Source organism: Rhodoferax sp., assembly GCF_011391645.1.
GTDB lineage: Bacteria > Pseudomonadota > Gammaproteobacteria > Burkholderiales > Burkholderiaceae_C > Rhodoferax.
The window spans coordinates 39103-45291 of sequence record NZ_JAABQC010000007.1 but is presented as its reverse complement, the minus strand read 5'-3'; the positions used below and the strand labels follow the sequence as shown (position 1 = coordinate 45291).

The following is a 6189-nucleotide window of genomic DNA, read 5'->3' as shown; positions in this document are numbered from 1 at the left end:
AATGCTGCCCTGAAAGGCAAGAATGCCATGCCGGCTCAGGGTGGCGCAGATTACAGCGATGTTGAAGTGGGTCGTGCCCTGGTTTACATGGCTAACGCTTCGGGCGCCAGTTTTGCTGAACCCGAGGCTGGGTCTGCGGACGCAGCGACCGCACCGGTCGCCAACAATGCCAAGCCCTGAAGTGATGTTGAGCGCCATCGGGTTCAAGCGCGCGCCGGCGGGTGAATGCCTGGCCGGTGCGCGCGTGGTTCAACTGCTTTGCATGGGTGGGCGCGGTCCATCAGAAGAATCAGGTCTTTATTTAAATTTTTTGGCAGACTACAGATGAAAAAACTGGTTCTTGCTCAATCCGCTTTGCTCATTGCTTTTGCGTTGGCGCAGCCTTCGATGGCACAGACCGTGCAAGGCAATGCGGCCGATGGCCGCCAGAAAGTGACCCAGTGCATCGGTTGCCACGGTCTTGGCGGCTATCACGCCAGTTTCCCTGAGGTCTATCGTGTGCCCAAGATTGCCGGTCAAAGCGACAAGTACATTGCTTCGGCATTGATCGCCTACCAAAAGGGCGAGCGCCGGCATCCGACCATGCGCGGTGCCACCAGCAACTTGAGCGAACAAGACATCGCCGATATGGCTGCTCATTACGCCACTTTGGGCTCGACTTCAATGAAGCTTGGCAGCGGGGCCGGCAAGGCCAGCGCTGGCGCTTTGGCCCTGATCGAAAAGGGCGGCTGCAAATCCTGCCATGGCGACAACTTGAGCAAACCAATCGACCCAAGCTATCCCAAAATCGCTGGTCAGCACGCTGACTACCTTTTTGTAGCGCTCAAATCCTACAAAACAGACCCGAATGCTGTGGTGGGCCGCAGTAACGCGGTGATGGGGAGCATCGCCAAGCAATTCAGTTTTGCAGAACTCAAAACGATGGCTGACTATGTGGGTTCGCTGCCAAGCGAGCTCACGGTGGTGCAGGAGTCCAAGTTTCGTTGAAAGGCGCGGGTCATTTTTGCGCGTTGGTTAGATCCGGGTGAGGGCTTGCGCAGACGCAGTGCACGCTTTCAACCAAGTGTCATTGGTTGGTTTTGTTGTGTGGCATTTGGCCTGAATGTGTCAATTAAGAATGGAATGAGTGTTCATGATCAGAATATTTAGCAAATCTCTCCAGTGGCGCCCGGCTGCGCTGCTCGCCTTGGGGCTGTCCGGCGTGGCCAATGTTGCGCATGCTGCCACCGACTTGGCCGGCGGTCCGTCGGTCAATCAGTTGAATCTGCACCCGCCCGCGTCCGGCATTGCGGCAGCCCAATCGGAATTGCACTGGATGATGTTGGTGATTTGCGCCGTCATTTTTGTTGCCGTTTTTTCCGTGATGTTTTATTCGATCTGGAAACATCGCAAGTCAGTGGGACACAAGCCAGCCGACTTTCATGAGTCACTCACCGTGGAGGTGATTTGGACGGTCGTCCCCTTTTTGATCGTGATCGGCATGGCGCTTCCGGCCACCAAAGTGGTGATCGCCATGAAAGACACAACCAATGCCGACCTGACGGTCAAGATCACAGGCATGCAGTGGCGCTGGGGATATGACTACCTGCGTGGCGAGGGCGAGGGCATTGGCTTCATCTCGGCGCTCGACCGCAGTCAGCGCATCTTGTCGGATGAAGGCGGACCAAAGGCGGGTTATGCCGTCAATGATTACCTGTTGAAAGTGGACCATCCCATGGTGGTTCCCGTGGGGAAAAAAGTGCGTCTGATCTTGACTGCCAACGACGTGATTCACTCTTGGGCTGTGCCGTCTTTTGGGGTGCACCAGGACGCGATTCCGGGTTTTGTGCGTGACACCTGGTTCCGTGCTGACGCGGTGGGTGACTACTATGGTCAGTGTGCCAAGATTTGTGGCAAGGAGCATGCTTACATGCCGATTCATGTGAAGGTGCTTTCCGCCGCCGATTACACGCAATGGGTTGCGGCTGAGCAGAAAAAAATAGCTGCTCTGGCTGAAGACCCAAGCAAAGTATGGGATGTGGCTGAGCTGACCAAGCGTGGTGAAGCGGTCTACGCGGCCAATTGTGTCGCCTGCCATCAAGCCAATGGCAAGAGCCTGGGCCCGATCAAAGCCTTGGATGGCTCTGCGGTGGTGCTCGATGCCGACAAGACGAGCCAGATCATGGTGCTTTTGAATGGCCGCACGGGTGGCGCTGCCGCCATGCCGTCGTGGAAGCAACTTAGCGACACCGATATAGCCGCCGTCATCACCTATACCAAAAACAGTTGGTCCAACAAGTCAGGTCAGCTGGTTCAGCCCGCTGAGGTTGCACTGGCTCGCAACTGAGCCGTGGTGAACAAGTCAGACAAATCGCCAAGGAGAATTCAATGAGCGCCGTTTTAGATCATCCAGCCCACGGGCACGTTGGGCACGCAGATCACCACGACCACCACGCCCCGTCGGGCTGGCGTCGCTGGGTGTATGCCACCAACCACAAAGACATCGGCACGATGTACATGTTGTTCAGCTTGACCATGCTGCTGATTGGCGGGGTCATGGCGCTGTTGATCCGTGCCGAGTTGTTTCAGCCGGGACTACAGTTCGTCAACCCGGAGTTCTTCAACCAGCTGACCACCATGCACGGCATCATCATGGTGTTCGGGGCCATCATGCCGGGTTTTGTGGGTTTTGCCAACTGGATGATCCCATTGCAGATTGGTGCCAGCGACATGGCATTTGCACGCATGAACAACTTCAGCTTCTGGCTGCTGATTCCTGCGGCGCTGCTTTTGGTGTCCGGATTTTTCCTGCCTGGTGGTGCGCCCTCTGGCGGCTGGACGCTGTATGCGCCCCTGACCCTGCAAATGGGACCGGCCATGGACACCGCTATTTTTGCGCTGCACATTCTGGGCGCAAGTTCGATCATGGGTGCGATCAACATCATCGTGACCATCCTGAACATGCGCGCGCCCGACATGCCGCTGATGAAGATGCCATTGTTCCCCTGGACCTGGTTGATCACGGCGTTTCTCTTGATCGCTGTGATGCCGGTACTGGCCGGTGCGATCACCATGACCTTGACGGACCGCCATTTCGGCACCAACTTCTTCAATGCCGCCGGTGGTGGTGATCCGGTGCTGTTTCAGCATATCTTCTGGTTCTTTGGCCACCCTGAGGTCTACATCATGATCTTGCCGGCCTTCGGCATCATCAGCCAGATCGTGCCGGCGTTTTCGCGCAAGAAGCTGTTTGGCTACACCTCCATGGTGTACGCAACTTCCAGCATCGCCATTCTGTCGTTCATCGTCTGGGGCCACCACATGTTCTCGACCGGCTTCCCGGTCGCAGCCCAGTTGTTCTTCATGTACGCGACCATGCTGATTGCGGTGCCCACGGCGGTGAAGATATTCAACTGGATTGCCACCATGTGGCGCGGTTCCATGACCTTTGAGACCCCGATGCTGTTTGCGGTCGGCTTCATCTTCGTGTTCACCATGGGGGGCTTCACCGGTCTGATTTTGGCCATGGCCCCGATCGACATCCAGGTGCAGGACACCTATTACGTGGTGGCGCACTTCCATTACGTGTTGGTGGCGGGCTCGCTGTTTGCCATGTTTGCGGGCTACTATTACTGGTCGCCCCGTTGGACTGGTGTGGTGTACAGCGAAACCCGCGGAAAGATCCATTTCTGGTGGTCACTGATTTCATTCAACGTGACTTTCTTCCCGATGCATTTCTTGGGTCTGGCTGGCATGCCCCGCCGTTACGCCGACTACCCGATGCAGTTTACTGATTTCAATGCCATCGCTTCGGTGGGTTCCTTCTTCTTTGGGTTTGCCCAGGTGTATTTCCTGCTGTTCATTGTGCTGCCAGCCATGCGCGGCCAGGGTCAGCCGGCACCCCAGCGTCCCTGGGATGGCGCTGAGGGCCTCGAGTGGGAATTGCCCGCACCGCTGCCCTTCCATACCTTTGAAAACCCGCCCAAGCTCGACGCCACGGCGACCAAGGTCATTGGTTGATCCAGGATAAACGCCATGGAACAAAACAAAGTCGACCCAGGGAGAGCGATGAGCAACCGCAAATTGGGCCTGACGCTGGCCTTGATCGCCGTCGTTTTTTTTCTTGGCGTCATGCTGCGCATGAGTCTGTTTGCTCGTTGAGCCATGAAGTTCTGGTCTGAAAACAACTCGTTGAAGTTCAAACTGGCTCTGGTGGCGCTGGCGATGTTCGGCTTCGGCTATGCCATCGTGCCCTTGTACAGGGTGTTCTGTGAGGTGACCGGCATCAATGTGCTGGCGCTGGGTGATCGATTCATCGAAAGCGCAGGCAGCGCCAAACCCCTGAACACGCAGGTCGACTACGCCCGTACCGTGACGGTGGAGTTTGATGCCAATGTGCGCGGACTGTGGCGTTTCAAGCCTGAGAAGAACAGCCTGCGTGTTCACCCGGGGGAGATCGCCACGATCATGTATGAGTTCCAAAACATGCAGGGCCGCAGCATTACCGCACAGGCGATTCCCAGCTACGCGCCGGAACAGGCTGGCCCCAACTTTCACAAGATCGAGTGTTTCTGCTTCAAGGAACACACCTTGGCGCCGGGCGAGAAGAAGTCATGGCCTGTGGTTTTTGTGGTCGATAGCGCCCTGCCCAACGATGTGAAGAACATCACGCTTTCTTACACCTTCTTTGAAGTTGGCGGCAAGACGCCGTCAGCGCCAGTTGCGAGTCACCAGGCCAATACCCTGACAGTGAATGGTTCCTGATGGCAGAGCCGTTGCCTGAGGACAAAAACTCTGGCAAGGTGTCATTTTGGCGCGCTGTCCGGATCGTGGCCTGGGCCTTTGTGGGCTTGCGTGATCGCAGCGGCCACCAGCAGGACATGGCGCAGGTCAAGCCGGTGCATGTGATCGTCGTTGGCGTGCTGGCAGCATTGTTATTGGTGTTGTCTTTGGTTTGGTTGGTCAATACCGTGCTGTCAGCGTAAACCGGCTGGCGAACCGGATTGGTGAAAATTTAAGTGTTAAAGGTGAAAACAGAATGAGTACTACTGCACACGAGAAAACGCCCTACTACTATGTGCCGGCGCCTTCCAGGCATCCTGCCCTGGGCGCCGTGGGGCTTTTCTTTATGCTTTTGGGGGCCGGCAACTGGATGAACGGCATCACCTGGGGCAAGTACTCTTTTGTGTTTGGTTTGCTGTGGTTCCTCGTGGTTTTGTTCCAGTGGTTCAAGGAGGCCATTGGTGAAAGCGAAAGTGGCAAGTACGGCCGGCGCATCGACATCTCCTTCCGTTGGAGCATGGGCTGGTTTATCTTCTCTGAAGTGATGTTCTTCGGCGGTTTCTTCGCGGCACTTTGGTGGCTGCGCGTGCACTCGGTGCCCAGTTTGGCCAATGCAGAAAACGCTTTGCTGTGGCCCGAATTCAAGGCGCTGTGGCCCAGCGTTGTGGCCGGTGTGACGGCTGCTCCCGCCGGCATCATTGAGCCGTTCAAGGCCATGACACCGTTCTGGCTGCCCACTATCAACACGGCCTTGCTGCTGACGTCCGGGGTGACATTGACTGTGGCTCACCATGCGCTGCTTGCGGGCAACCGCAGCAAGACCATCAACTTCATGTGGCTGACGGTGATTCTGGGTTTGGTCTTCCTGTGCGTGCAAGGCTACGAATACTTCCACGCCTACAGCGATCTGAACCTGACGCTGGCTTCAGGGGTCTATGGTTCCACCTTCTACTTGCTGACCGGTTTTCATGGTTTTCACGTCTTCATTGGCATGTTGATGCTGCTGTTCATCACCCTGCGCCTGCGCAAAGGCCATTTCACGCCCGAGCACCATTTTGGCTTTGAAGGTGCCGCGTGGTACTGGCACTTTGTGGACGTGGTGTGGCTGGGTCTTTACATCGTGGTCTATTGGCTTTGACCTTGGCGGCCCTATCGGGCACCGCATGCCGCGGTGCTTGCCAAAAACGCCCGATAGGCGTTGGTTCTTCAGGGCGTTCCGGTGGGTGAAATCAGCCCCAGCCACCAAGCCATCAAAATGCTTGCGAACAGCAAAATGGAGAGGCTGACCCTGATCGCCAGTGACCTGGCCATGTGTCTGGCGCGGTCCTTGTCGCTGCCGTCTTTTTTCATCATAAAGACGAGCGCAGCCGCCAAGCTGCCCAAAATACCAACGAAGGCCACAATGACGATGTATTTCATGAACGGGAT

The 6189-nt window shown here is 56.4% G+C and carries 8 protein-coding genes and 1 pseudogene; 8 read left to right on the top strand and 1 reads right to left on the bottom strand.

Going from position 1 to position 6189, the window contains the following annotated elements:
- From GPS82_RS02060 to GPS82_RS02025, 8 genes and pseudogenes are all read left to right on the top strand, one after another.
- Positions 1 to 180 (top strand): annotated as a pseudogene (locus GPS82_RS02060) (cytochrome c5 family protein); the annotation flags it as partial.
- Between the two features lie 144 nt (positions 181 to 324).
- Entirely contained in the window at positions 325 to 987 is a 663-nt protein-coding gene (locus GPS82_RS02055; protein ID WP_296490529.1) for a c-type cytochrome, read from the top strand.
- A 145-nt stretch (positions 988 to 1132) separates the two neighbouring features.
- Complete coding sequence (coxB, locus tag GPS82_RS02050) at positions 1133 to 2326, top strand: cytochrome c oxidase subunit II (protein WP_296490528.1); 1194 nt, start codon at positions 1133 to 1135, stop codon at positions 2324 to 2326.
- A 41-nt stretch (positions 2327 to 2367) separates the two neighbouring features.
- Positions 2368 to 3999 carry a cytochrome c oxidase subunit I gene (gene ctaD, locus GPS82_RS02045; protein ID WP_296490526.1) on the top strand — a complete coding sequence of 544 codons (1632 nt, stop codon included), beginning with the start codon at positions 2368 to 2370 and terminating at the stop codon, positions 3997 to 3999.
- A 15-nt stretch (positions 4000 to 4014) separates the two neighbouring features.
- Positions 4015 to 4140 (top strand): cytochrome oxidase small assembly protein, encoded by a 126-nt coding sequence (locus GPS82_RS02040; protein ID WP_363716858.1) that lies wholly within the window; start codon positions 4015 to 4017, stop codon positions 4138 to 4140.
- A 3-nt stretch (positions 4141 to 4143) separates the two neighbouring features.
- A complete protein-coding gene (locus GPS82_RS02035) occupies positions 4144 to 4743 on the top strand; it encodes a cytochrome c oxidase assembly protein (protein WP_296490525.1) in 600 nt (199 codons plus the stop codon).
- The gene (locus GPS82_RS02030; protein WP_296490523.1) at positions 4743 to 4964 is read left to right on the top strand and encodes a DUF2970 domain-containing protein; all 222 of its coding nucleotides are present in this window, start codon (positions 4743 to 4745) and stop codon (positions 4962 to 4964) included. The genes GPS82_RS02035 and GPS82_RS02030 overlap by 1 nt, the downstream gene beginning before the upstream one ends.
- A gap of 53 nt (positions 4965 to 5017) precedes the next feature.
- Positions 5018 to 5899: a cytochrome c oxidase subunit 3 gene (locus GPS82_RS02025; RefSeq protein ID WP_296490522.1), complete on the top strand. Its 882-nt coding sequence runs from the start codon at positions 5018 to 5020 to the stop codon at positions 5897 to 5899.
- A 68-nt stretch (positions 5900 to 5967) separates the two neighbouring features.
- On the opposite strand, the gene GPS82_RS02020 is transcribed toward GPS82_RS02025, so the two are convergent.
- Complete coding sequence (locus GPS82_RS02020) at positions 5968 to 6180, bottom strand: twin transmembrane helix small protein (protein WP_296490521.1); 213 nt, start codon at positions 6178 to 6180, stop codon at positions 5968 to 5970.
- Positions 6181 to 6189 lie beyond the last annotated feature (9 nt).

Excerpts from the sequence above, each read along its gene's own strand:
- GPS82_RS02055 (WP_296490529.1), top strand. The coding sequence starts at position 325 with ATGAAAAAACTGGTTCTTGCTCAATCCGCTTTGCTCATTGCTTTTGCG.
- coxB (WP_296490528.1), top strand. The coding sequence starts at position 1,133 with ATGATCAGAATATTTAGCAAATCTCTCCAGTGGCGCCCGGCTGCGCTG.
- ctaD (WP_296490526.1), top strand. The coding sequence starts at position 2,368 with ATGAGCGCCGTTTTAGATCATCCAGCCCACGGGCACGTTGGGCACGCA.
- GPS82_RS02040 (WP_363716858.1), top strand. The coding sequence starts at position 4,015 with ATGGAACAAAACAAAGTCGACCCAGGGAGAGCGATGAGCAACCGCAAA.
- GPS82_RS02035 (WP_296490525.1), top strand. The coding sequence starts at position 4,144 with ATGAAGTTCTGGTCTGAAAACAACTCGTTGAAGTTCAAACTGGCTCTG.
- GPS82_RS02030 (WP_296490523.1), top strand. The coding sequence starts at position 4,743 with ATGGCAGAGCCGTTGCCTGAGGACAAAAACTCTGGCAAGGTGTCATTT.
- GPS82_RS02025 (WP_296490522.1), top strand. The coding sequence starts at position 5,018 with ATGAGTACTACTGCACACGAGAAAACGCCCTACTACTATGTGCCGGCG.
- GPS82_RS02020 (WP_296490521.1), bottom strand. The coding sequence starts at position 6,180 with ATGAAATACATCGTCATTGTGGCCTTCGTTGGTATTTTGGGCAGCTTG.